Origin of the sequence: Sphingomonas sp. FUKUSWIS1, assembly GCF_000733135.1 — a bacterium.
In the GTDB taxonomy this organism is placed as follows: Bacteria; Pseudomonadota; Alphaproteobacteria; order Sphingomonadales; family Sphingomonadaceae; genus Sphingomonas; species Sphingomonas aerolata.
The window spans coordinates 1-24,137 of the sequence record NZ_JPJC01000114.1 but is presented as its reverse complement, the minus strand read 5'-3'; the positions used below and the strand labels follow the sequence as shown (position 1 = coordinate 24,137).

The 24,137-nt window shown below is 68.3% G+C and carries 17 protein-coding genes and 1 pseudogene; 11 read left to right on the top strand and 7 right to left on the bottom strand.

Annotated features, from left to right (window positions below; all coding sequences use genetic code 11):
- Positions 1–244: pseudogene (locus sphsw_RS19715) on the bottom strand (hypothetical protein); the annotation flags it as partial.
- Positions 245–783: 539 nt separating this feature from the next.
- On the opposite strand from sphsw_RS19715, the gene sphsw_RS08075 reads away from it, so the two are divergent.
- The 4 genes from sphsw_RS08075 to sphsw_RS08060 all read left to right on the top strand — a co-directional run bounded on the left by sphsw_RS08075 (position 784) and on the right by sphsw_RS08060 (position 10,386).
- The gene (locus tag sphsw_RS08075; protein WP_081874220.1) at positions 784–4,023 is read left to right on the top strand and encodes a TonB-dependent receptor; all 3,240 of its coding nucleotides are present in this window, start codon (positions 784–786) and stop codon (positions 4,021–4,023) included.
- A gap of 32 nt (positions 4,024–4,055) precedes the next feature.
- Positions 4,056–6,362, top strand: a complete 2,307-nt coding sequence (locus sphsw_RS08070; RefSeq protein ID WP_042466836.1) for a beta-N-acetylhexosaminidase — start codon at positions 4,056–4,058, stop codon at positions 6,360–6,362.
- A complete protein-coding gene (locus sphsw_RS08065) occupies positions 6,359–8,494 on the top strand; it encodes an alpha-L-fucosidase (RefSeq protein ID WP_031440156.1) in 2,136 nt (711 codons plus the stop codon). Before sphsw_RS08070 ends, sphsw_RS08065 begins: the two co-directional genes overlap by 4 nt.
- 68 nt (positions 8,495–8,562) lie before the next feature.
- On the top strand, positions 8,563–10,386 hold the full coding sequence (locus sphsw_RS08060; RefSeq protein WP_031440155.1) for a diguanylate cyclase: 1,824 nt from the start codon (positions 8,563–8,565) through the stop codon (positions 10,384–10,386).
- Positions 10,387–10,431: 45 nt separating this feature from the next.
- Here the strand turns inward: sphsw_RS08060 and sphsw_RS08055 are convergent, their stop codons facing one another.
- Positions 10,432–13,002: a TonB-dependent receptor gene (locus tag sphsw_RS08055; RefSeq protein ID WP_152555431.1), complete on the bottom strand. Its 2,571-nt coding sequence runs from the start codon at positions 13,000–13,002 to the stop codon at positions 10,432–10,434.
- Positions 13,003–13,314: 312 nt separating this feature from the next.
- On the opposite strand from sphsw_RS08055, the gene sphsw_RS08050 reads away from it, so the two are divergent.
- The 6 genes from sphsw_RS08050 (at position 13,315) to sphsw_RS08025 (ending at position 18,327) form a co-directional block, all read left to right on the top strand.
- A complete protein-coding gene (locus tag sphsw_RS08050) occupies positions 13,315–13,923 on the top strand; it encodes an alpha/beta hydrolase (RefSeq protein ID WP_042466819.1) in 609 nt (202 codons plus the stop codon).
- Between the two features lie 289 nt (positions 13,924–14,212).
- The gene (locus sphsw_RS08045; RefSeq protein ID WP_031440152.1) at positions 14,213–15,118 is read left to right on the top strand and encodes an ATP-grasp domain-containing protein; all 906 of its coding nucleotides are present in this window, start codon (positions 14,213–14,215) and stop codon (positions 15,116–15,118) included.
- A complete protein-coding gene (locus sphsw_RS08040; RefSeq protein ID WP_031440151.1) occupies positions 15,118–16,134 on the top strand; it encodes an LLM class flavin-dependent oxidoreductase in 1,017 nt (338 codons plus the stop codon). The genes sphsw_RS08045 and sphsw_RS08040 overlap by 1 nt, the downstream gene beginning before the upstream one ends.
- Positions 16,131–16,865: a methionine ABC transporter ATP-binding protein gene (locus sphsw_RS08035; RefSeq protein ID WP_081874219.1), complete on the top strand. Its 735-nt coding sequence runs from the start codon at positions 16,131–16,133 to the stop codon at positions 16,863–16,865. The genes sphsw_RS08040 and sphsw_RS08035 overlap by 4 nt, the downstream gene beginning before the upstream one ends.
- A complete protein-coding gene (locus tag sphsw_RS08030; protein ID WP_031440149.1) occupies positions 16,862–17,524 on the top strand; it encodes a methionine ABC transporter permease in 663 nt (220 codons plus the stop codon). The genes sphsw_RS08035 and sphsw_RS08030 overlap by 4 nt, the downstream gene beginning before the upstream one ends.
- An 8-nt stretch (positions 17,525–17,532) precedes the next feature.
- Positions 17,533–18,327, top strand: coding sequence for a MetQ/NlpA family ABC transporter substrate-binding protein (locus tag sphsw_RS08025; RefSeq protein ID WP_031440148.1), 795 nt, complete (start codon positions 17,533–17,535; stop codon positions 18,325–18,327).
- On the opposite strand, the gene sphsw_RS08020 is transcribed toward sphsw_RS08025, so the two are convergent.
- From sphsw_RS08020 to sphsw_RS08005, 4 genes are all read right to left on the bottom strand, one after another.
- A complete protein-coding gene (locus sphsw_RS08020) occupies positions 18,297–20,417 on the bottom strand; it encodes a phosphocholine-specific phospholipase C (protein ID WP_031440147.1) in 2,121 nt (706 codons plus the stop codon). The two genes, sphsw_RS08025 and sphsw_RS08020, sit on opposite strands and share 31 nt — an antisense overlap.
- A gap of 176 nt (positions 20,418–20,593) precedes the next feature.
- Positions 20,594–20,857: a hypothetical protein gene (locus sphsw_RS08015; protein WP_031440146.1), complete on the bottom strand. Its 264-nt coding sequence runs from the start codon at positions 20,855–20,857 to the stop codon at positions 20,594–20,596.
- Positions 20,854–21,429 carry an SAM-dependent methyltransferase gene (locus sphsw_RS08010; RefSeq protein ID WP_235188325.1) on the bottom strand — a complete coding sequence of 192 codons (576 nt, stop codon included), beginning with the start codon at positions 21,427–21,429 and terminating at the stop codon, positions 20,854–20,856. Before sphsw_RS08010 ends, sphsw_RS08015 begins: the two co-directional genes overlap by 4 nt.
- Before the next feature lie 135 nt (positions 21,430–21,564).
- A complete protein-coding gene (locus sphsw_RS08005; protein ID WP_128082125.1) occupies positions 21,565–21,843 on the bottom strand; it encodes a hypothetical protein in 279 nt (92 codons plus the stop codon).
- Positions 21,844–22,019: 176 nt separating this feature from the next.
- On the opposite strand from sphsw_RS08005, the gene sphsw_RS08000 reads away from it, so the two are divergent.
- Complete coding sequence (locus sphsw_RS08000; protein WP_031440144.1) at positions 22,020–22,982, top strand: 2-hydroxyacid dehydrogenase; 963 nt, start codon at positions 22,020–22,022, stop codon at positions 22,980–22,982.
- A 6-nt stretch (positions 22,983–22,988) separates the two neighbouring features.
- Here the strand turns inward: sphsw_RS08000 and sphsw_RS07995 are convergent, their stop codons facing one another.
- Positions 22,989–23,993 carry a sugar kinase gene (locus tag sphsw_RS07995; protein WP_031440143.1) on the bottom strand — a complete coding sequence of 335 codons (1,005 nt, stop codon included), beginning with the start codon at positions 23,991–23,993 and terminating at the stop codon, positions 22,989–22,991.
- Positions 23,994–24,137: the final 144 nt, after the last annotated feature.

Here is a 24,137-nt window from a genome sequence, read left to right as displayed (position 1 = left end):
CCGACGAGATGATCCGCGAGCCGGTGACGACGATGTCGGACTGCGGGGTGGCGGGCGCGGGAGCCGCTTCCGTTGCGGGCGCGGCGTCCGGTGTCGGGGCCGCCTGCGCCGCGGGGGTCTGGCTCTCGGCGGGCACCGGCTTCGTCGCGTCCTGCAGCACGTCCTGCGCAAAGGCCGGTGTCGCCAGCATCGTCGATGCCGCCAGAACCGAGCGCAGCACTGCAAAATTGATCACTTGGCGCATCACATACTCCCCACATCAACCGGGGCGCTTGCTGGCCCAATGTCGTTTCGGGGGTCGGCTTAAGTCGATCAATCTCCCTGCGCAACATAAGTTTCATAAAATGTCTTTTTATATTTATATCCATCTTTTGAGACTTTTTTGGTAATATATTGGTACCCTGCACCTGATAGTCGCCCGGAATTAACCGTATTTGTGAGCGGCTTGCAGCATGTTGTCGATACATAACATGGATTAGATATGTTCAGTCCGCTGCGGCGCGCGATTGGCCTTTCCAAGGGCTAGGTGCGCCTCGAAGGTTCGGAAAATCCGTTGGCACGCTAACGATCGTCCGATTTGCCAGACGTGACAGTATCGGGAGGGTGGACCCCGTCTTCATCCGTGCGAATGCGTCTTCCGTCAAGCGCACCGAAAAGACCAACAACAGACATAAACAATACCAGATCGACTCACCTGGATAAAAAGATTATAAAAATATCAATGCCGGTGAGCGTTTCGCAATGTCGCCCGTCATATTAGCGTAATAACAGGGGGGCGAGATCATGGTTGGGAATTCTTTCGGATCGATGTTGGTGCGGACCAGCGTCGTCGCAATCGCCGCGGTGGCAGCGACGCCGCTCGCTGCACAGTCAGCGATGATCCGCGTCGACGTCGCGCCGCAGCCGCTGGCCCAGGCACTGCAGACGCTGGCGCAGCAGGCCCGTGTCCAAGTCGTGTTCGATCAGGCGCGGGTCGGCACGCGCCGGTCGACCGCGCTGGCCGGGTCGATGACCGCCGCCGACGCGTTTCAGCGCCTGTTGCGCGACACCGGCCTTGCGGTCTCGCAGACCACGCAGGGCGTGTTCGTGGTGGCGGCGCAGGATAGCGCAGCCCCCGCCCCGCCCACCGGGTCCGCCCCCGTCACGCTCGACCCCACGTCCGAAACGCCAGCGCCGGCGCCGGCGGACATCATGGTCACCGGCACGCGCATCACCCGGCCCAATCTGAAGTCGGCGAGCCCGATCACCAGCATCGGTGCCGCGGAGATCAAGGCGCAGGGCGCGGTCAACCTCGAGGAGGTGACGAACCGGCTGGGTCAGGTGCAGCCCGATGCGCAGCAGAACTACCAGCAGAGCAACGGCCAGCAGCGCGGCGTCAAGCTGCGCGGGCTGGATTTCAACCGCACGCTGTCGCTGATCGACGGCCAGCGGATCGCCGGGACCGAATCCGTCGACACCAACCTGATCCCGGTCTCGCTGGTCGAGCGTATCGACCTGCTGACCGGCGGCGCATCCTCGGTCTATGGCTCCGACGCGATCGCGGGCGTCGTAGACTATGTGATCCGTCGCGATTTCGAAGGATTGCAGCTGTCGGGCAATTACAGCTTCTACAATCACGACAACCGCGCCAACGCTTCGACACCCGTCGCCCAGCGCTACGGGATCGCCACGCCGACGGGGATGACCAACGATGGCGGCCGCGCGGATCTGAGCGCGACCTACGGCCACAACTTCCTCGACGACCGGCTGAATGTCTCGGTCTACGGCACCTACCGGACCGCGGACGGCATCTTCTTCCGTGACCGCGACGCGTCGGGCTGTCAGCTGCGCCGCGACACGGGCAACCCGCTCAGGGTCAACAACCTGATCTGCGGCGTGACCGCGGCGTCGCCCAACGGGACGCTGACGGCGAACGGCGTGAATTATTCGAACGTCACCGGCAGCCCCGGCGTCTTCGCGCCCGCATCGACGATTCCGGGCTATGCGAACCAGGCGGACCGGCTCGCGGCGCGTGGTTATGAGCGCTTCAACGGCGGCGGCTTCATCAATTTCAAGGCGTCGCCCGCGGCCGAGTTTTCGGCGGGCGTGATGTACCTTCGCGATACATCGGAGAACCTGCTCTACGGCCCCTATGTCCAGGGCAGCTACCGGGTGAACTGCGACAATCCGCTGATGTCCGCATCGCAGGCGCAGACGATCTGCGGCGCGAATGCCGGGACCGGCGCGTCGGCGCCGCTCGGTGTCCAATATGGTTTTCCGGGGCTGGCCGGCGACCGCGACAAGGAAAGCTTCAGGAACACGCAGACGCGCATCAACGCGTCGGTCCGCGGCGAGATCGCCGAGGGCTGGCGGTATGACGTCGGCGGCGTCTACAGCACGAGCCGGCAATTATGGGAGCCCGGCGGCAACCCGGTCGCCGCCAAGGTCAGCCGCGCGCTCGACGTCGTCAACGTGAACGGCGTGCCGACGTGCCGGTCGGTGGTCAACGGCACCGACCCCGCCTGCGTCCCGCTCAACGTGTTCACCGCCAACAATCCCGGCAGCGCCGCGCTCAGCGACTATCTGTTCGACGAGGGGCTCGGCGTGCAGGACCTGCGCGCCAAATTCTATGACGTGACCGCCAATCTGACGGCGGACTTCACCCGCTACGGCATCCGGTCGCCATTCGCCGAACAGGGCCTGGCGGTGGCGGTCGGCGGGGAATATCGCCGGCAGGAGGAGCGGACGACGCGCAACACGCGCTTCATCGAAGTCTATGGCGGCGTACCCGACAGCCTGACCACGCAGGACGTCGTCGAGGGCAATGCCGAAGCCCAGCTGCCGCTGGTGCAGAACGTGCCGTTCTTCAAACTGCTGCAGGTCAATGGCGGCTATCGCCTGTCGAAATACAGCACCAATCCCCAGACCTTCAACACGTGGAAGATCGAGGCGGTCTATTCGCCGAGCGAGGACGTCACGTTCCGCGTCGGCCGGAACCGGGCCGCGCGCGCGCCCGGCCTGAGGGAGGCCGATCAGGTCGTCGGCTATCAGAATGCGACGATCGTCGACCCCTGTGCCAGCGTCAACGGCGTCGCGCCGAGGGCCAGCATCGAGGCGTGTCGCCTGACCGGATTGCCCGACGCGCAATATGGCAATGGTCTGGCCGCGGGTATTCCGGGCAGCCTGCGCTGCGTCGACGATGTCTGCCGCCAGCGCAACAACGGCACGCCGATCGATCCCGAGGACGCGCAGACGCTGACCTATGGCCTGGTGCTGACGCCCCGGTTCCTGCCGCGGTTCAGCTTCTCGGTCGACCGGTACAAGATCCGCGTCGACAACGTGATCAGCTATCTGGGTGCAAGCTTTGCAGTCGATGGCTGCGTGATCACCGGCGACCCCTATTATTGCAGCCGGCTGGTGCGCGATCCGACGACCTATCAGCTGAACGGCACGGGCACGACGGCGGGCTATATCCAGGGCGGCAATCTGAACGCGTACCGGCTCTATGCGAGCGGCTATGATTTCCAGGCGCAATATTCGGCGCGGCTGGGCGGGACGGCGGGCAAGCTCGACTTCCTGATGAACGGCACGCTGACCACCGACCAGGGCGGCCAGGCCGCACCCGATCAGCCGCGGACCAATTGCGTCGGCTATTTCGGCGGATCCTGCCCGCAGCCGACACCGCGCTGGATCCATAATGTCCGCACCACCTATTCGAGCGACGACGGAATCTTCAGCGCGTCGGTCGCGTGGCGCTATATCGGTGGCACGACCGCGGGTCAGAATGGCGGCCCGAACTCGACGCCGGCGACCGAGGTCTCCGACTTCACGCGGATCCCCGCCTATCATTATTTCGATCTGTCGCTGGGCGTGAACATCGCCAAGCGGATGACGCTGACCGCGGCGGTCAACAATATCTTCGACCGCCAGCAGCCGATCCTGACGAACACCTATGATTACGCGCTGTCGCGCGGGAACACGATTCCCCAGCGTTACGACACGCTGGGACGCCAGATCTCGATTTCGGCAACGACGCGCTTTTGATGCGCGTGGTCCAAGGGGCGGTCCGCCGGCGCATGGCCCTCGTCATCGCGCCGTGCGTTGCCGCGGCGTTCCTGCCGGTCGGCCAGCCCGCGGTTGCCGGCCCCTCCCCGCTGCTTCCGCTGCCCGCGCATGCGACAGCCGGTACGGGCAGCGTCCGCATCGACAACGGTGCGCGGATCGTCGTCCCTGCCGGCGACACGGGCGCTGCCAGTGCGGCGCGGCGCGCGGTCGAGATCGTCGCCCTCACGCGCGGCATCACGCTGAACGTGGCCGACCGCGGACCGGGGGCGATCAGTTTCGTGCGGCTGCCCGCAGCAAATGGGGGGAGCAGCGAACGATACCGGCTCGACGTGACGCCCGCGGGGATCCGCATCGCCGCGGCCACCGATGCCGGGCTGTTCTATGGCGCGATGACGCTGGCGCAGATGCTGTCCCCCGATGCGCGGTTCGGGACGGGCGTCGCGGTCCCCGTCGTGGCGATCGACGATGCCCCGCGCTTTGCGTGGCGCGGGGTGATGCTGGACGTCGCGCGCCACATGCAGCCGATCGCATCGATCGAGCGCGTCATCGACATGATGGCGCAGCACAAGCTGAATCGCCTGCAACTTCATCTGACCGATGACCAGGGCTGGCGGATCGAGATCAAGCGTCATCCCGAGCTGACGCGGATCGGCGCCTGGCGCGCCTCGTCCACGTCCAACGCGGGTGCGCCGGCGGGCCGCTATGGCGGCTTCTACACGCAGGACGAGCTGCGCGCGCTGGTCGCCTATGCCGCGGCGCGCGCGGTGACGATCGTGCCGGAGATCGACCTGCCCGGCCACGCACAGGCAGCGGTCGCCGCCTATCCGCAGATCGGCGTGACGGGGGACCGGCCGCCGGTGTCGGGCGACTGGGGCATCAACCCCTATCTGTTCAACGTCGACGATCGCAGCATCACGTTCGTCAAGCAGGTGCTCGACGAGGTCATGGCGATCTTCCCGTCGACGTATATCCATATCGGCGGCGACGAGGCGCTGAAGGAGCAGTGGCAGGCATCAGCCGCGGTCCAGGCGAAGATGCGCACGCTAGGCATCGCCGATGAAAAGGGCCTGCAGAGCTGGTTCGTCGGTCAGCTCGGCGCGCACCTCGCCAAGCGCGGGCGCCGCCTGATCGGCTGGGACGAGATCCTCGAGGGTGGGCTGCCACCGACCGCGTCGGTGATGTCGTGGCGCGGCGAGGCGGGCGCGATCGAGGCGGCGAACATGGGGCACGACGTCGTGCTGTCGCCCGGCCCGGTCCTGTATCTCGACAATCTGCAAAGCGGGCGCGACGACGAGCCGCCGGGACGCATGGCGGTACAGACGCTGGCCGACGTCTATGCCTATGACCCCCTGCCCGCCGGGATTGCCGCGGCAAAGGCGCATCACGTGCTGGGGCCGCAGGCCAATCTGTGGGCCGAATATATGGTCACCCCCGCGCAGCGCGAACATGCGCTGTTTCCGCGCATCGCGGCGCTGGCGGAGATGGCCTGGTCGCCGCGCGCCGCGCGCGACTGGCCGGGCTTCCTCGCGCGGCTCGATTCCCAGCTCAACCGCTATCAGCGGCAGGGGATCGCCGCCGCGGACAGCGCCTTTGCGGTCGATTACACCGTGGTCGGCGGGGTCGGTCCGGCGGTGCGCGGCAAGACGGTCACGATCGGCATGGCGAACCAGGCCGGCTATGGCACGATCCGCTACACGACCGATGGCGCGGCGCCGTCATCGACTTCGCGCGCCTATGCCCGACCGCTGAGCGTGGCGCCGGACACGGTCGTCCGCGCAGTGACGTTCGCACCCGACGGCCGCGCGCTCGCCGCCGTGCGCAGCTTCGATACCGCACCCGCCGCGCTGTTGACGCGGGCAAGTGCGAGCCTCGAAACCTGTGCCGGCGCGGGGATCCGGCTGCGCCTGCCGCTGACGCCGGATGCGACGGGCGGCGGGCCGGCGTACAGCATGAACATCTATGACGGCTGCTGGCTGTACCGCGCCGCGCCGCTCGGACAGATCCGGGGCATCACGGTCTCGCTCGGCCGGCTGCCGCGCAACTTCGCGCTGCGCCAGCCGCAGCGCCAGATGGTCGCGTGGCGCTACAACCCGACATATTTCGGGACGCTGATGGTGCATGCGCGGACCTGCGACGGGCCCGCGCTGGCGATGGTGCCGCTGCCCGATCCGGCGACCACGCCGAACCGGTTCACGCTGACCGCGCCGCTGGCGGGTGGGACGACCGACACGGACCTGTGCCTGATCGTCGCGCCGCCGGTCGGTGGACCGCTCTACGGCGTCGACACGGTACGCTTTACGCTGAAGGACATTCGATGACCGATCCCCTGCGCCCATCGCGGCGCGACGCAATCGCCTTCACGGCCGGAACGCTTGGCGCAGCGATGGCCTTTCCCGGCGGCACGTTCGCGGCAACCATTGGCGCGGCGACCACCGGTGCGGCGCTCGTCCCCTTCGGTGCCACGCCGTCGAAGCGGCAACTGGCGTGGCACCGGCTGGAACAGACCGCGTTCGTCCACTTCACGATCAATACCTTCACCGACCGCGAATGGGGCTATGGCGACGAGGATCCCGCGATCTTCGACCCCAAGCAGTTCGATGCCGACCAGATCGTCGCCGCGGCAAAGGCGGCGAACCTGCGCGGCCTGATCGTCACCGCCAAGCACCACGACGGCTTCTGCCTGTGGCCGAGCAAGTTCACGAAACACAGCATCGCAAGCAGCCCCTACAAGAACGGCAAGGGCGATATCGTCGGCGAACTGGCCGCCGCATGCCGGCGGCAGGGGCTGAAGTTCGGGATCTACCTGTCGCCCTGGGATCGCAACCATCCGGACTATGGCCGGCCCGAATACATCACCTTCTTCCGCAACCAGCTGCGCGAGCTGCTGACGCAATACGGACCGATCTACGAGGTATTCTTCGACGGCGCGAACGGCGGCGACGGCTATTATGGTGGTGCGCGCGAAGTGCGGAAGATCGACGCGGTCCCCTATTATGACTGGCCGTCGATCATCGCCTTCGTCCACGCGCTACAACCGATGGCCTGCACCTTCGATCCGGTCGGCGCGGACCTGCGCTGGGTCGGCAACGAGGAGGGCGAAGCCGGCGACCCGTGCTGGGCGACGATGGACGACAAGGGCTTCACCGAGGAAAAGGGCAATGCCGGCGTTCGCGGCGGCGCAATCTGGTGGCCGGCCGAGGCGGATGTCTCGACCCGCTATGGCTGGTTCTGGCACGCCTATGAGGACGGGCAGAGCCGCAGCCCCGCCAATCTGATGAAGATCTATTTCGAGACGGTCGGGCGCAGCGCCGGGCTGTTGCTCAACCTGGCCCCGGATACGCGCGGGCTGGTGACCGACGAGGATGTCGCGAACCTGACCGCGTTCGGCACGGCGATGCGCGCGATGTACGCCACCGACCTGAGCAAGGGTGCGATCGCCTCCGCGAGCAGCGTGCGCGGCGGGCATGACGCGGCGCTGGTGCTCGACGGCAATCCCGAAAGCTTCTGGGTCAGCGCCGATCGGGCGCCGGTCCCGACGTTGACGCTCGACCTGAAACAGCCACGGCTGTTCGATGTCGTCAGGCTGGCGGAGCATCTCCCGCTCGGGTTGCGCGTCGACCGGTTCGCGATCGACGCGCAGGGCCCGACCGGCTGGACCGAAATCGCCAGCAAGCAAGGCATCGGATCGCAGCGGCTGATCCGGCTCGACGCGCCGATCACCGCGCGGCGGGTCAGGCTGCGAATCACCGCAGCCGCCGCGGCGCCGGCGATCACCGAATTCGGCGTGTATCTCGCGCCCGTGCTGCTCGATCCGCCGCACATCGTCCGCGACCGCGAGGGCGTGGTCACGCTGACCAGCGATTCCCCCGGGCTGGCGATCGCCTACACCACCGACGGCAGCGTGCCGACGATCGCATCGCCACGCTACACGGTGCCGTTCGCGATGCGCGATGCGGGGATCGTCCAGGCGATCAGCATCCACGCGGCCAAGGGTGCGGTCAGCAACGTGGGGCGTCGCAACTTCGACATCCGCAAGAGCGACTGGAAGATCTTGCGGGCCAGCGCGCCGCTGGCCGAGCTGCTGATCGACGAGAAGAACCGCACCGACTGGGTCGCGCCGCTGACCGGTGCGGACGGCAAGCCGTGTTCGGTGACGATCGATCTCGGACGCAGCGTCGAGCTGCGCGGGTTCGTGCTGAAACCCGGCTGGCACGCGCCGCAGGGGGCCGGCGACCCCGCCGCCTGGCGCGTACGCATCGGCGACGACCCGGGGCTGGCCGACGCGCCACAAGAGCAGGGCGAGTTCTCGAACATCGCTGCCAACCAGGCGCCGCAACGCCTCGCCTTCGCGCGGCCGCACCGTGGCCGCTACATCGAGATCGCCTTCACCCGGACCGCCAAGGGCGAGACGCGGCTGGCCATCGCGGAGCTCGGGGTGCTGACGCAGTAGACCGGTCGCGGCGCGGCGTGTGATGGCGAGTAACCAAAAGCTAAGTCTTTGTTGTTTAACATAGCGCAATGTTCATATCGCTTACTGCGCGGATCGTCGCGATCGGCCTCATCGTGGTCCTGGCACTGGGGTCGCTGGCCGGGCTGCTCGCCGACGCCTCGTACCAGGCCAGCCAGAGCTTCCAATGGGCCGCCCATTCCGCGCAGGTCATCGAGACGACCGAGGCGGCGCTGAACGATCTGCGCGAGGCCGAATCGGGCCAGCGCGGGTTCGTCATCACGCGGGATCCGGCCTATGCGCGGTCCTTCGCCAAACGCCTGGACAGCGCCGCCCGGACCATCGCGCGGGTTGCGGGCCAGACCCGCGACAACCCGCGCCAGCATGCCCGTGCGCGCGAAATGGCATTGCTGATGAAGGAGCGGTCCGCCTTTCTGCGCCAGCCGCTCGACCTTGCCCGCCGGGGCAATTTTGCGGGAGCGGTCACGATCATCGCCAGCGGCCGTGGGCGCGACCTGATGGATGCGATCAGCGTGCGCGGGGAGGCGTTTCTCGAAGAGGAACGCGCGTTGCAGACCACGCGGCAGGATGCGGCGGCGCAGCGCCTGCGCCGCGGCAAGCGGCTTGCCATCTTCGGCGCGATCGCCGTCGCGCTGATCGTCATCGGCGGCTTTACCTTGCTGGTGCAAGGTATCCGCCGCCCGCTGGAAACCATGTTGCGCGCGATGACCGCGCTCGGCAGCGGGGACGAGCAAACACGGATCGATACCGCGATGGGGTCGCGCGAATTCAACCGCCTCGCGATCGGCTATAATGCGATGGCCGACCGGCTGGAGGGCGCGGTTTCCGATCAGGGCGCGAGCGAGCGCCAGCTGCAGGTCGTCAACGCCGAGCTCGAGCGCAATACCAAGACGCTGCGCGAACGCGGCGACGTGATCGAGCTGCTCGGCGGCATGGCGCATCGCATGCAGGCCGCACGCACCGACGACGAGCTGGCCCAGATCATCCGGGTGTTCGTACCGCAGGTCCTGCCCGACATTCCCGGCGCGTTGTACGCGCACAACAACTCGCGCAACTGCCTGGTCCCGGTCGCCAGCTGGGGAGACATCGTCGTGCCGGACGACGGCTTCGCGCCGGAGCGGTGCTGGGCACTGCGCCGTGGCCAGAGCCATTCGGTCGTGGATCCGCGCCGCGACATCGTCTGCGCGCATGTCGCCGAGGGCGAGGTCTATCACTGCGAGCCGCTGCTCGCGGGCGGCGAGGTCATCGGCGTGCTCTATCTGCGCGGCAGGATCGAGGCCGAGAACCGCTTCCGGATGAACGTGCTGACCGAGAACATCGCCTCGGCGCTGGTGAACCACCGCCTGCAGCGGTCGCTGCGCGAACAGACGATCCGCGATCCGCTGACCAGCCTGTTCAACCGCCGCTACATGGAGGAGGCGCTCAAGCTGGAGATCGCCCGCGCCTCGCGGTCGGGCAATCCGCTCAGCCTGGTCATGTGCGACGTCGATCATTTCAAGCGGTTCAACGACGAGTTCGGTCACGACGCGGGGGACGCGGTGCTCCAGCAGGTTGCCGCCGAGATGCGCAGCCGGTTCCGCGACGGCGATGTCGTCTGTCGCTTCGGCGGCGAGGAGTTCACCATCATCGCGCCGGGCACGACCGCCGAGGCGCTGGCCAAGCGTGTCGATATCGTCCGGCAGGCGATCTCCGAGATCGCCGTCCGCCACGGCAACCGCGCGCTGGGATCGACCAGCATGTCGTTCGGCATCGCGACCTGGACGGACATCATGGACCGGGAGGGCGCGACGCTGATCCAGGCGGCGGACATGGCGCTGTATCAATCCAAGCGCGACGGCCGCAACCGCGCGACGATCAGCGCGCTCGCGGCCTGATCGGGGCGCTCCGGAGATCGATATCCTCCGCCGTACCGGGCGGTGTCAGAAGAGCTTGCGCAGCCCCACCCTGACGGACCGGCCGACCGGATCGATATACGCCGCCTGGAACCGGTTCGGCGTCCGCCCGAGCCGGTCGCGAACCGCGATACGGTCGTTGAGCAGGTTTTCGACCGTCAGCTGCAGCGTCATGTTGCTTGCCCAGGGACGTTTGACGATCTGGTCGACCTTGAGCGAGCTATAGGGCACCAGCCAGGTCCGACCTGAAAAGCGCAGATCCGACGCCGCCAGGTCGCTGCGGATCCGGGTCGGCCCCTGCAGACGGCCGAACACGCCGATACGCGCAGCCCCGAGCGATCCGCTGAGGTTCAGCTCGGTTTCCCAGCGCGGTCGTCCGCCGGTGCCGGTCAGCGTGTCGCCATCGAGGAGATCGAGTGCCGGCCCCCCGCTCCGCAACGACAGGCGATCGTCGAGCCGCCACGTCGTGGTCATCGACATGTTGAGGTGCGCCCGGGGCCGGGGTGGCGCCGGCGGTGGCACATCCTTCGCGGCGATGCCGACGGGCGGCGTCAGCGGCGCAGGCGCACGCCCGATCGGCGTCGACAGGCTGATCGTCGCCTGCATCTTCGTTTCGCGTTCGCGGGCGATGTTGACCGGCCGCAGGTCGGCGCTGACGAGCTGTCCTGTCGCATCACGCTGGAACGCCCCGGCAAATGCGGTCTGGAAGGCCGGGGTGGCGCTGCCCAGCGTCGCGGTCTGATTGTCGATGCGCGTCTGGAGATAGTTGAGCGTGAGCCGCAGATCGCGGGCCTTGATCGGCGACACGGCGACACCCAGCGTGACGAGCCGCCGGCGTTCCGGGTCGAGCGCGGGATTCCCGCCGGCGATCGTCGTGACGAGCACGCTGGTGCCGGTGGTGAAATCGAAAAACGGCGTGTTCGGGGTGGTTACCGTCGGGTTGGTCAGCAGCGCGATCGCCGGCGGGGTCTGCGCGGCATTGACCGAGGCGATCAGCTGGACCGGCCGCACTGGCGACCATGTCAGGCCGTAGTTGGAACTGAGCAGCCGGCCATAATCGGACACGTCCGAGACGCCGATCATGCCGTTGACCGACAGCTGTCCGAGAAACGCGAGAACGTCCTGATTGGCAGAGGCGATCGGCAGATCCGCGTTGACGCTGCCCCCCCCGGTGGTGCGCGTCAGATCGAGCGTCGTGTCGCGCAAGCCCGGCAGGCTGCCCGAACTGCTCGACCGGGCATAATCCCCCGAGAGCGTGATCTGCGCGTCGCCGGCCGGCAACCGGACCAGCGGGCCGTTCGCGACCGCCTTTGTCAGCAATGTGCCGGTAACGGTCCGGCTGCGATCGGCCAGCCGAAGCGCCGCCGCCTCGGAACTTACGCGCGCCAACGGATCGCCCCCCGCATCGATCGCGGCCTGCAGATCGTTGATCGGCACGCCGCGTTCGGACCGCGCCACCCCCTGCACCCGGTCATAGCTGGTCGTGACGTTCCACCCCCAGCGCCGGATACTGCCCTGAACCATGCCCGATCCATGCAGCGTCAGGCTGGTGCTCCGCTGCCGGAGCACCGCGTCGGGCAGGTAGCGATAAAGCAGGACATCATCCGCAAAGGGCAGCGCGCCGCGTCCTCCCGGCACGCTCAGCAGCGCGGGCGCCAGACCGTTCACGCCGATGTTACGCTGCGCCTCCATCGACAGGTTGAGCGATCCGCTCATCGTCCGCCCGATCGGCGCCGCGAGCGTTCCGTCGACCGAAATCCTGTCGCTGCGCTGCTGGAGCGAGCGATAACGCCCGATATCGGTGACCGCGGGTGCGCCGGCGCCGGCGGCATAGCCCGCCAGATTGTCGCGCCCCGCCGGGTCGTCCGGCACGGCGGCGATCGTGACCGGGGCCCCGACGAGCGCATCGAGCGCGGGATCGATACTGGCCCCGCCTACTCCCGTAACGGTGCCGCCAAGCGCATAGAGGGTGTCCGGATCGGGCAGGATCGCGCGTTCGCTCTGCAGGATCGGGTTGAGCCGAAGATGCGACAGCGTCAGCGTCGCGCGGCGCGGCCCGTCGATCCGCGCGGCGGTCACCTCGGCATAGCTTGTCTCGCCCCCGCCTTCGGTCGTGACACCCGTGGCCTGCTGGTAGGTGACCGCGCGAAACCGCTTCTTGGTGATGAAGTTCATCACCCGGATGGTGGACGGAAACCCGAAGCGTGCGGCCTCGGACTCGGGCAGGACCTCGATCTTCTCCATCGCCTCCTGCGGCAGGCTGTAGAGTTCGTTCATGCTCGACATGCGTCGACCGTTGAGCAGATAGACCGGATCGCCGCCGCTCGCCGACGTCGTCAGTGGCTTCAGGCGTTCGAGCAGCGTCTTGAGATCGGTCGCACCCAGCGACTGGATCCCGGCCTGATCGAGGGTCGCGGTCGGATCGATCGCCCCGACCGCGCTGCCCGCGCTCCGCTGGCCCGTGATGACGATGTCGTCGCCCGACGCCGATGCCGGCACGGGTATCGCCTGCGTCGATCCGGCCGCGGGACAGACCACGCCGCCCCCGAGGCAGACGAGGATCGACGGGTACAGGCGGACCGGCGCGTGAACCCTCACGAACGGCGGATCGGGATGGCGGGGGGATCGATCATCGTCACACTCTCACGCAGGGGCGACATCGAGTGGAGCGGTATTATATGTCGGGAATAGGGCGGCTTATGAAAGCAGGCAGGGCAGAATGCCTGAAGGCAGCGCGGTCACGCCGCGGATCTTGGCGTCGGGACGCGATCCGGCGCATCGGCGGCATGGGATGACGCAAGACTATTGCCTATCGTCCGGGCCGGATTACGCTTCGTAACCGTAGCGCGAGACTGCGAGTCGGAGATCGATGGTCGCGCGCTGCTGCAGGTCTATCCGAGGTGATCCGCTATGGCCGTCAGGGACAAGGCTTCGATCGATACCCAGCATGCCGTGATCGTCGTGATCCGGGGCGATCCCGTCCCCGACGCCGCGATCCCGACGATCGAACTGGATCTCGCGAAATTTCAGAGCGGTCGCTGGGCACTGCAGCTCGACGCGGCATTTGCCCGGCGCGAGGAGCCGGCGGTGATCCTGGCGCAGGGGGTCGCGTGTCTGGCCGTCGCGTGGTGGGCGCAATTGTCGCCGCGCAGCTATCTGCAGGCGATCGAGGGCGCGGTCCTGCTGTCGCCGCTGTCGGTCGGTTTCGGTCAGGAGGCGATCGCGGCGGCGGCGCGGCCAGGGCCGACGACACGCCTGCCCTTCCCGTCGGTCGTCGCCTGTGCCCCCGGCCCGTTCATCGACCGGGTACTGGCGCTGGCCGATCGCTGGGGCAGTCATTTCGTCGAGCGCGGATCGATTGCCGCACAGCCGCCGACGACGCGCACCGCCACCCCGACCGAGGAAGAGGCAGGGCTGATCGCGCTGCTCCCGCTGCTCGAGCACCGGGTGCCGGGCGATGCGTTCACGCCCGGCCCCAGCCCCGCACGGCGCCTTCGCCGACCCGCCGCGATCGACTGAGCGCGCCGCAGACCAGCGGCGTCCTGCGCGAGCGGAACCGGCCGCGGATCCACTCGCCGAACGGCTGGGTGAGCGCATCGGGATAGGGGAAGGTCGAGGCGGCAAGCCCGACGCAAGGTGGCAAAGCGTGCCGCGTCGAGATCGCGCAGGTCGATCCCGGGGATTGATTGGAGCGACCGCCGGCGCCGGCGCCGTTCCCTAAACCCAGGCTTGATCGCGCCAAAGCCGCTATCGATGGCGGTTGGCGCGTCGGCGTGGCAGAGGGCGCGCTCAATTCATCCGAGGCTTCATGACCGATCTCGCCGTCCTTTACGAACATCCCGCCTGGTTCGTGCCGCTGTTCGCGGCGCTCGACGCGCGCGGCGTCGAGTTCTCGCGCGCCACGCCGGACGGGTTCTGGAACCCCGCGGACCAGACCGCGCCGGCGCGCGTCGTGTTCAACCGCATCGCGATGTCGAGCTTCCTGCGCAGCGACGAGCATCCGATCTTCGACACGATGGCGATGCTCGATCACTGGCGCCGCACCGGTGCGCGCGTGATCAACGGCGCCGACGTGCTCGCGATCGACGCCTCCAAGGCGCGGCAATTGTCGCTGATCGCGTCGCTCGGCCTCGCAATCCCCGAGACGCGTATCGTCCACCGCGCCGCCGACGTCGTGGCCGCGGCGCAGACGCTGCGCTTCCCGCTGGTCGTGAAGGCCAATATCGGTGGATCGGGCGCGGGGATCATCCGCTTCGACAGCCTCGACGAACTCCGCACCGCGGTTACCGACAATGGCCTGCCGAGCAGCGTCGACGGCGTGCTGCTGGTGCAGGAATATGTCCCCGTCCGGGGTGGCGCGATCACCCGGATCGAGACGCTCGACCGCAAGTTCCTCTATGCGATCGAGGTCGCGGGCGGCGGCGCGTTCGATCTCTGCCCGGCGGATGCGTGCGTCGTCCCCGGCTCGGGGATCAAGATGGCCGCGGTCGAGCCGTCGCAGGTGCTCAAGGATGCCGCCGAGGCGATCGCGCGCGCGGTCGATCTCGATGTCGGCGGGGTCGAGGTGATGATCGACGACCGCGACGGCGTCGCGCGCTTCTACGACATCAACGCGCTGTCGAACTTCGTCGCCAGGCCGCTCGACGTCCTCGGCTGGGATCCGCACGACCGGCTCGTCGATTACCTGATCGAACAGATTGGGAAGACTCGTTGATGCGCTATGGATACTGGACTCCGGTTTTCGGCGGGTGGCTTCGCAACGTCCCCGACGAGGGGATGGAGGCGAGCTGGGCCTATACCAAAGCGCTGACGCAGAATGCGGAGCGCTGGGGCTATGATCTGACGCTGATCGCCGAGCTGAACCTTAACGACATCAAGGGCGTAGAACAGCCCGCGCTCGATGCGTGGTCGACCGCGGCGGCGCTGGCGGCGGTGACCGACAGCATCGAGCTGATGGTCGCGGTGCGCCCCAATTTCCACCACCCCGCGCTGTTCGCCAAGGCGGCCGCCAATATCGACCGGATCTCGGGCGGGCGGCTCGCGCTCAATGTCGTGTCGTCCTGGTGGGCGGACGAGGCGAAGCAATATGGCCTGCAGTTCGACCAGCATGACGATCGCTATGCGCGGACCGACGAATGGCTCTCCGTCGTCGACGGGTTGTGGACGCAGGAGCGGTTCGACTTTGCCGGGCAGTTCTACACCACCGAGCAGGCGATCTGTTCGCCCAAGCCCGTCAAGCGCCCGACCGTCTATGCCGGCGGCGAGAGCGAGAAGGCGAAGGCGATGATCGCGGCCAAGTGCGACGCCTATGTCATGCACGGCGACCCCGCGGCGGCGATCGCACCCAAGATCGCCGACATGGCGGCACGACGCGAAGCCGCGGGCGGTGCGCCGATGCAGTACGGCATGGCCGCCTATGCGATCGTCCGTGACAGCGAGGCCGAGGCAAAGCGCGAACTCGAGCGCATCACCAGCGTCACCGAACTGCCCGCGGGCTATGCCAATTTCGACCAGTGGCTATCGGGCACGCAGCTCGAACGCGAGTTGAAGATCCAGGAATATTCGGTCTCCAACCGCGGGCTGCGCCCCAATCTGGTCGGCACGCCCGAACAGCTGAAGGAGCGGATCGCGGAATATGAGGCCGCCGGTCTCGACCTGCTGCTGCTCCAGATGAGCCCGCAGGCCGAGGAAATGGAGCGGTTCGCGGTGCAGGTCATGGGGTCCGCATGATCCGCCTGCGCGACGTTTCCAAAACCTACCCGGCAAGCGATGCGGCGGCGCTCGACGGCGTGTCGCTGGAGATCCCGGCGGGCGGCGTGTTCGGGGTGATCGGTCAGTCGGGCGCGGGCAAGTCGACGCTGATCCGGCTGATCAATGCGCTCGAACGGCCGACGTCCGGGCGCGTCGAGGTCGACGGTATCGACGTCGCAAGCCTGTCGGCGGCGGATCTGCGCGCGCTCCGGCGGCGGATCGGCATGATCTTCCAGAATTTCGGGTTGCTCTCCTCGCGGACGGTCGCGGCGAACGTCGCCTTCCCGCTGGTGCTCGCGGGCGTCGCAAAGGCAACGCGCGAGAGCAAGGTTGCCGCCTTGCTCGACCGGGTCGGCCTGTCCGATCACGCCGCCAAATACCCCGCCCAATTGTCCGGCGGCCAGAAGCAGCGCGTCGGCATCGCCCGCGCGCTCGCCACCGATCCCGACATCCTGCTGTGCGACGAGGCGACGAGCGCGCTCGACCCCGAAACCACGCGCTCGGTGCTGACGCTGCTCCGCGACCTCAACCGCGACCTCGGGCTGACGATCGTCCTGATCACGCACGAGATGGACGTCGTCCGCTACGTCTGCGACCGCGTCGCGGTGCTCGAACGCGGCCAGGTCGTCGAGACCGGCACCGTCACCGACATCTTCGCCAACGCCGCGCATCCGGCGACCCGGCGCATGCTGGCGGCCCTCGCCGCATGACCTTCTTCGAAAATGTCGACTGGTCCGATATCGGCCAGGCGTGCCTCGACACGCTCATCATGCTCGGCGGGTCGCTGGTGTTGACGATCCTGCTCGGCGTGCCGCTGGGCGTGCTGCTGTATCTGACCGGCAAGGGGCGGCTGATCGAGAACCGGCTTGCCAATGGCGCGCTCGGGATCGCCGTCAATATCCTGCGATCGGTGCCGTTCATCATCCTGCTGATCGTGATGATCCCGCTGACCGTGCTGCTGGTCGGCACGTCGCTGGGCGTCGCGGGCGCGATCCCGCCGCTGGTGGTGGGGGCCGCGCCATTCTACGCACGACTCGTCGAGGGATCGCTGAAGGAGATCGACCGGACGACGATCGAGGCGGTGCAGGCGATGGGCGCGACGACCCGCCAGATCGTGACGCGCGCGCTGATCCCCGAGGCGATGCCGGGGCTGATCTCGGGCGCCACCGTCACCGCGGTCGCGCTCGTTTCGTTCACCGCGATGGCCGGCGTGGTCGGCGCGGGCGGGCTCGGCGATCTCGCGATCCGCTTCGGCTATCAGCGTTTCCAGACCGACGTGATGGTCGTCACCGTCGTCCTGCTGGTCGTGCTCGTCCAGATCATCCAATATGCCGGCGACGCGCTCGCCCGCCACTTCACCCGCCGCTAGGAAATGCCATGAACCGCCGCACTCTGCTCGCCTCGCTCTCGCTGCTCGCGCTCGCCGCATGCGGTGGCGCCAAGACGGATGACGGCACGGCGCTGACCGTCGCCGCGACCGCGGTGCCGCATGCCGAGATTCTCGAATCGATCAAGCCGGCGCTCGCCAAACAGGGCGTCGATCTCAAGATCCGCGTCTTCAACGACTATGTGCAGCCCAATCTGCAGGTGGAGCAGAAGCAGATCGACGTCAGCTATTTCGAGACCAAGCCCTATCTCGACGAGTTCAACGCCTCGCGCGGCACGCATCTGGTTCCCTATGCGGGCGTCCATGTCGAGCCGCTGGGCGCCTATTCGCGCAAGTGGAAGACGATCGCGCAGGTCCCGATCGGCGCGACCGTCGCGATCCCGAACGAGCCGAGCAACGGCGGCCGCGCGCTGCTGCTGCTGCAAAAGGCCGGGCTGATCACGCTGAAGAACCCGACCAACCCGCTGTCGAGCCTCAACGACATCGCGACCAACCCGAAGAGCCTCAAGTTCAAGGAGCTGGAGGGCGCCACCCTGCCCCGCACGCTCGGCGAGGTCGATCTGGCGCTGATCAACACCAACTACGCGCTCGACGCGAAGCTCAATCCGGTGCGCGACGCGCTCGCGATCGAGGACAAGAACAGCCCCTATGTCAATTTCGTCGTCGGCCTGCCCGGTGGCGACAAGGATCCGCGCGTCGTCAAGCTGATCGCTGCGCTGCGAAGCCCCGAGACGCGGCGCTTCATCGCGGACCGTTATGCGGGCGCGGTGCTGCCGGCGTTCTGAGCCGCGGTGACGAATGGGTCGCTGCACGTCATCCGCCCGGGCGCGTCGACCCGCCCCGAGACGCGGCGGCGATAGGTCGGCGCCGACGCCGCCGTGATCGTGACGTCGTACCAGCCATGGCTGTTGCGGAGCGGCCAGCGGTAGTGCGCGTCGACCAGCCTGGTCGTCAGCACCCCTGCCCCGACGCGTTCAACCTGCGCGACCAGCCCGTGTTCGCGGTGTCCGGCGGGGAGCACTAATGCCAGCTCGGTCGGTGTCGCGTGCCAGACGAGCCGCGACACCAGGCCCGGGTCGTCACGATGCCCCGTGAAATGCCGATGGAATCCGTTGGGGCCGAGCACCCAGAGATCATAGCGCCCCTCCGTGTCGAAACCCCATTGCCCGTCCAGCGTGCGCCCGGGCTCGACGGTGAAGCGGCGTGGCGGCTGGTCCAGGCTCCGGCGGTCATAGACGTGGAAGACCGCGGCTTGCGTGCCGTCGGCCGCAAAGTGCAGCCGGATCGCGTCACCCGTCATCGTCTCAGCGACGCGCAGCGCATAGGGTAGCGGGCGGGACCGGCGGATGCCGGGTTCCTGCCACGGGAGGGACTCACCCCGTGGTGCCTGCGGGCTCGGCTGCCGGGGGATCGCCGCGGCGCGGGCGGCATCGGCGCGCGGATCGGGCATCGCCGCGAAGGGCGCGACGTCGGCGGCGGTGAAGTCGAACGCCGAGGTCAGGTCGCCGCAGACCGCGCGGCGCCACGGCGCGATGTTGGGCTCGTGGACATCGAACCGCTGTTCGAGGAAGCGGATCACCGAGCTGTGGTCGAACACCTGCGAATTGACCCACCCGCCCCGGCTCCACGGCGAGACGACGTACATCGGCACGCGCGGCCCCAGGCCATAGGCGCGGCCGCGATAGGCGGGGAGGTCGAGTGCCGCATCGCCCTTGCTCGGGTTAAGGTGATAGCTGCCGGTCAGATCGACCGTCGATCCGCCAAGCAACGTGCCGTCGGCAGCGCGCGACGGCGGCGCGGGCGGCGGGACATGATCGAAAAAGCCGTCATTCTCGTCGAACATGACGAACAAGGCGGTCCGCGCCCAGATTTTCGGGTCCGCGGTGAGCGCGTCGAGCAGCTCGGCGGTATAGGCCGCGCCCTGTGCCGGGCTCGACGGACCGGGATGCTCGGATCCCTTCGCGGTGGCGATGACATACGAAACCTGCGGCAACCGCCCGGCCAGCACGTCGGCACGCAGCGCGTCGAGCCCGCGCGTCGTCAGCGCCCGATCGCGCAGGTCCGCGTCGCCAGCCGCATGATGCGCCGCGCGGAAGGCGGCGAACCCGACCAGCGGGTTGTCGGTGAAATTGTCCGCCATGTCCTGATAGATGCGCCAGTCGACCCCCTTGGCCTGCAACCGCTCGACGACCGTGGTCCAGCGATAGGGGTCGGGATCGCCGCCATCCTCGGGCAAGCTGTCATGCGAATTGCCGATCGCCGGACCGCCCAGCGTGCCGCCGGGATCGTTGGTACCGCTCCACAGGAACAGCCGGTTCGTGTTCGTCCCCGTCTGCACCGAGCAGTGATAGGCGTCGCACAGCGTGAACGCCTCGGCGAGCGCGAACTGGAACGGCAGGTCCTCGCGCCGGTAATGGCCCATCGCCCGCTGGCTCTTCGCCTCGGGCCAGTGCGCCATCCGCCCCTCGTCCCAGCCGCGCTGCGCATCGGGCCAGCTGTGCGGCGTTCCCTCCATCCGCATCAGGTCGAAATTGGTGCGCGTGGCGAGATGGAAGGGCAGCACGGTGCGCGCGCCGCCCGGTGCCGTCCGGTCGCGCTGATACCAGACCGGCGCCGTCGCCCCGCCCACAGACGATGCGGCCACGGGGATCGGCAACCGGTCGGCAAAGCCGCGGACGCCGCGCAACGTGCCGAAATAATGATCGAAACCGCGATTTTCCTGCATCAGGATGACGACATGCTCGACATCCATGATCGAGCCCGTCTTCACCTCGGGTGCGATCGCCGCCGCGCGCGCGATCGCCGCGGGAAACGCGGACAGCGCGGCCCCGGTGACGCCTGCACCGAGCAGTGTACGACGGGAGACATCGGTCATCGGGGCAACCCACAGGAGGAGCGCATGGTAAGCAAACGCGAGCGGACCATGCCCGGTTCAGATCGGCAGTCGAGCGACAGCGGCGACGGCGTGTTCATCCAGGATCGCTAAAGCCGACAGGTTGCACGAGCGTGACATGCGATCGTCGACGATGTCCGTAACAGGTCCTCTGCTGGTCAGCGGCCGGAGCCGTCGCAGCCCCGTCCGCGCCGACGCAGGCGCGCGGCATGGACGGCGTCGACCGTGTGGCTGTGCCCGCGGCGTTCCGCCCGGACCATCTGCCCGACGCGTTTGCCGTGGATCATCAGCGGCAACCCGAGCAGCGCGAGCGGGAAGAAGAGGAGCATGAGCGGCGATCCGTCGACCGCCACGCACAGCGCACAGGAGACGGCCATCAGCGCGAAGCCGCCCGCCTTCCATTGCAGGTCGCGCCGCGTCATGCCGCCTGCCTCCGCACGCGCGTCGCGACGGGATCGCCGATCACGAGGGTGCCGGCGGCCGCCAGCAGCCGCGCGATGCCGCCGTCCTGGTCGTGGCACAGCACGATGTCGGCGGGGAAATCGGCTTCGCGGGCGAGCGCCTGCGCCAGACCGCCAACCTCGAAGTCGAGCCCGATCGCGGGATCGTGCAGCCGCGCTGCAGCGGCGCGGGCGCGGCCGATCAGCGCCGGCGCATCGGCGACGCCCTGCCCCTCGATCGCGGTGAAGCCGAGCGCGCGGGCGTAACGCACGGTTTCGATCAGCAGCGTCCCGCATGCACAGTCGGCATCGACGATCCGGACCGCGTGGCGATGCCGTTCGCGCCGATCGGCGAGCGCCGCCGCGATATGCGGCCAGCGCGGATCGCGCGTCGCGCGGCGTGCGCAGGCTCGGGTCATGGTGGCGGGCATGTCCGCCTTCGCTTCAGCCGTGGCGCCGAGTGCCGGGGTCACACGCCCGTGGCCCGCCTTGTTCTGGCCGAGAGGAATGACGCGCCCGCGTGCGCGGGGCTCCGGCGTGGGTTCAGACGACATGTTCGCGCTTTTGCCTGTGTGATCGGGCGTCCAGGCGCCCGCAAACCCGAATTACGAACCGCGGCATAGGGATTCGAGAGCGATTCCCCGAAACCCCATAGTGGCGCCATAGTGGGCGCAACGGCTCGTCGCATTTCAGTGCGTGGTCGCTGGCGTGGCGCGGACGCGGGGCCGCCAGCGCTCGCTGACCGCGATACCGTCGAACAGGTGATGCCCGAGTAGCACCATGACACTGCCCGCGCTCGCCCCCAGAAAGCCGATCGCGGCGAGCGCGAAGGCCAACGCACCCGCGGCGTGAGGGGAAAGCGCGAGGGCGGACAGCCGCCACACGGCGATGTACGCCATTGCGCAGAGGAGAAGTCCCACCGCGCGCAGACCAAGATCCGCGCGCCGCGAACGATGCCACGCTGCCATGCCACTCTCCTTGTCGTGGCCCTCCAGCTATCGGCCGCGGCATAGCAATTCGAGAGCGATCCCGGCCTTTTGCGTAGCGGCGGCATAGGGTTGGGCAGTTTTCTCGCATGCGGCGGCCGCCGCGGGGGCCCCGGAAGGGGGTGTCTGCCCGCGCCATTTATGCGTAAACCCCCGGCATGAACCGACCCGAAATCCTGATCCCCGCCCCCATGCTGCCGAGCGTCGTCGACGCGCTGGGCGAGCGGTTCGTCGTGCACCGGCTATGGGAGCAGGAAGACCCCGACGCGTTCCTCGCGACGGTGGCGCCGCGCGTCCGCGGGCTTGCGGCGAGTTCGCTCGCGGGGCGGATTGACGCGTCCTGGTATGACCGGCTGCCCGCGCTCGAAATCGTCGCCAATTTCGGCGTGGGCTATGACGGGATCGACGCAGACGCCGCCGCGGCGCGCGGGATCGTCGTGACCAATACGCCCGGCGTGCTGGACGAGGAGGTCGCCGATCTGACCATCGGGCTGCTGCTGGCGACGCTGCGCGGGATCCCGCAGGCCGATCGCCATGTCCGCGACGGTATCTGGGCGGAAACGTCGTTTCCGCTGTCGCCGAGCCTGCGCGGACGACGGATCGGGATTCTCGGGCTTGGCGCGATCGGCAAGGCGGTGGCGCGGCGGCTCGCGGCGTTCGACGTGCCGATCGCCTATCACGGCCGGTCGCGACAGGCGGATATCGGCTATGACTATCACGACACGCCGGTCGCGCTGGCCGCGGCGTGCGACGTGCTGATCGCGATCGTGCCCGGCGGTCAGGGGACGCAGCATCTGGTTGACGCCGCGGTCCTCGAGGCGCTGGGCGCGCAGGGCGTGTTCATCAACGTCGCGCGCGGCAGCGTCGTCGATCAGGACGCGCTGATCGCGGCGTTGCAGCAGGGCACGATCCTGGCCGCCGGGCTCGATGTCTATGAGGACGAACCCAATGTCCCGGCCAGCCTGCGCGCGTTGCCGAACACGGTGCTGCTGCCGCATATCGGTTCGGCGTCGAAGACGACGCGCGCGGCGATGGGCGGGCTGGTGGTCGACAATCTGCGCGCGTGGTTCGAGACCGGGCAGGCGCTCACCCCGGTCGCGGAGACGCCGAACCCCGTCTGAGGCGGGTCACCGCCGCACGTCGGCGGGCGCGCCGGTGAAGTCGGCGAGATCGGTCAGCGTCGTCCGGCTGTGATCGCCCGCGGTGCCGTGCTTGAGCGCGGCGAGCGCGAGGCCGCGGCGCGCCGCCGCCTCGCACCCGTCGTCGAGGCAGGAGAGCACGCCCGCGGCGAACGCGTCGCCGGTGCCGATCCGGTCGACGATCTGCGTGACGAGGACAGTCTCGGTCTCGAACGAGTCGTCGCGGCGATCGACGCGCGCGGACAGGGCGTGCGTATCGGCATCGATCACCCGGCGCGCGGTCGAGGCGATGCAGGCGAGCGTCGGAAACCGCGCGAACGCGGCCTCGCACGCGCGACGCCGCGCGTCCGGCGTGTCACCGGCATGGTCCTCGCCGAGCAGCAGCGAGATATCGCGGTGACTGCCGAACAACAGGTCCGCACCGTCGACGTGGTCGACCAGCACGCCTTGCGGATCGGCGCACCAGCGCGCCCACATGCTCGCGCGGAAATTGCCGTCGAACGAGACCCTGGCCCCCGCCGCCCGCGCCGCCGCGATCGCATCGAGCGACAGCTGCGCAGCACCCGGACCAATTGCGGGAATGATCCCCGACAGATGCAGCCAGCCGACGCCGTCCAGCATCGCGGGCCAGTCATAGGCGCTCGACGGGGTGGCGGCGAAGCTGCTGTCGAGGCGGTCGTAGACGATCTGCGCGCCGCGCGACCCGCTCGGCGGCGAGAGGAAATACAGGCCCAGCCGACCGTCCGCGCGCACCACCCGCGAGACGTCGACGCCCGCAGCGCGGACCGAGTCGAGCGCCGCATTGCCGATCAGGCCATGCGGCAGCGTCGTGACGACCGCGGCGGGCACGTCGATGCGCGCGAGCGCGACCGCGACGTTCGCCTCCGCGCCGCCGAAATGCGCGTCGAGCCGGGCGTCCTGGAACAGATGCCCGCGATCGGGCGCGGCGAGCCGCAACAGCATCTCGCCGAAACACACTATCGTACCGGTCATGCGACGGGCTCTCCGATGGCGCCGCGCAGCGCGGCCTCTGGGCCCTGCGCCTGCCACGTTACCACCGCATCGCCCAGCGCCGCGTCGTCGAAATTGGCGGGGAATATTCCGAGTTCGCCGACGAACCGCGCGACGACCTGCCGC

Excerpts from the sequence above, each read along its gene's own strand:
- sphsw_RS08030 (WP_031440149.1), top strand. The coding sequence starts at position 16,862 with ATGACCTTCTTCGAAAATGTCGACTGGTCCGATATCGGCCAGGCGTGC.
- sphsw_RS08010 (WP_235188325.1), bottom strand. The coding sequence starts at position 21,429 with ATGTCGTCTGAACCCACGCCGGAGCCCCGCGCACGCGGGCGCGTCATT.
- sphsw_RS08015 (WP_031440146.1), bottom strand. The coding sequence starts at position 20,857 with ATGACGCGGCGCGACCTGCAATGGAAGGCGGGCGGCTTCGCGCTGATG.
- sphsw_RS08040 (WP_031440151.1), top strand. The coding sequence starts at position 15,118 with ATGCGCTATGGATACTGGACTCCGGTTTTCGGCGGGTGGCTTCGCAAC.
- sphsw_RS08065 (WP_031440156.1), top strand. The coding sequence starts at position 6,359 with ATGACCGATCCCCTGCGCCCATCGCGGCGCGACGCAATCGCCTTCACG.
- sphsw_RS08060 (WP_031440155.1), top strand. The coding sequence starts at position 8,563 with ATGTTCATATCGCTTACTGCGCGGATCGTCGCGATCGGCCTCATCGTG.
- sphsw_RS08070 (WP_042466836.1), top strand. The coding sequence starts at position 4,056 with ATGGCCCTCGTCATCGCGCCGTGCGTTGCCGCGGCGTTCCTGCCGGTC.
- sphsw_RS08025 (WP_031440148.1), top strand. The coding sequence starts at position 17,533 with ATGAACCGCCGCACTCTGCTCGCCTCGCTCTCGCTGCTCGCGCTCGCC.
- sphsw_RS08075 (WP_081874220.1), top strand. The coding sequence starts at position 784 with ATGGTTGGGAATTCTTTCGGATCGATGTTGGTGCGGACCAGCGTCGTC.
- sphsw_RS07995 (WP_031440143.1), bottom strand. The coding sequence starts at position 23,993 with ATGACCGGTACGATAGTGTGTTTCGGCGAGATGCTGTTGCGGCTCGCC.
- sphsw_RS08020 (WP_031440147.1), bottom strand. The coding sequence starts at position 20,417 with ATGACCGATGTCTCCCGTCGTACACTGCTCGGTGCAGGCGTCACCGGG.
- sphsw_RS08000 (WP_031440144.1), top strand. The coding sequence starts at position 22,020 with ATGAACCGACCCGAAATCCTGATCCCCGCCCCCATGCTGCCGAGCGTC.
- sphsw_RS08005 (WP_128082125.1), bottom strand. The coding sequence starts at position 21,843 with ATGGCAGCGTGGCATCGTTCGCGGCGCGCGGATCTTGGTCTGCGCGCG.
- sphsw_RS08050 (WP_042466819.1), top strand. The coding sequence starts at position 13,315 with ATGGCCGTCAGGGACAAGGCTTCGATCGATACCCAGCATGCCGTGATC.
- sphsw_RS08045 (WP_031440152.1), top strand. The coding sequence starts at position 14,213 with ATGACCGATCTCGCCGTCCTTTACGAACATCCCGCCTGGTTCGTGCCG.
- sphsw_RS08035 (WP_081874219.1), top strand. The coding sequence starts at position 16,131 with ATGATCCGCCTGCGCGACGTTTCCAAAACCTACCCGGCAAGCGATGCG.